Here is a 461-nt window from a genome sequence, read left to right on the forward strand (position 1 = left end):
TAAGGTCGCTTTAATCTCCGTTGCATTTTCAATAACATGAAAATTGGTAATAATGTAACCTTTTTTAGCATCAACAATAACACCTGAACCTAAGCCGACAAAAGGTGGTTGAATCATTTCAGGTTCGTCATAGGGATTAAAAAAGCGAAATAGATCCGGGAAAGCTTGCTGATTGGAATGGTTAGCCGATACGGAAATATTAACAACAGCAGGACTCACCTTCTCAACTAAAGGAGCAAGACTGGGTATATTCTGGCCATCAATCATGGATGGCAGTGCCGCAAATGTATTTACTGTAAATGTCAGTAAATAGCTGGTGAAAATAAAAGAACAAATTAATTTTTTCACAAATATATTTCCTTTTGTGTGGCCATTACTGGAGTTATATACCCATGTTACCTCAAGATGCTGACTTTGCATCTTGAAGTATCATGGGTATAACATAACGACTTAATGATAGT

Annotated in this window: 1 pseudogene; it reads right to left on the bottom strand. The window is 36.4% G+C overall.

Annotated features, from left to right (window positions below):
• Positions 1-348, bottom strand: a pseudogene (locus AC4GME_RS15115) (serine endoprotease DegQ); the annotation flags it as partial.
• Positions 349-461 lie beyond the last annotated feature (113 nt).

It is taken from the genome of Psychromonas sp., assembly GCF_983033635.1.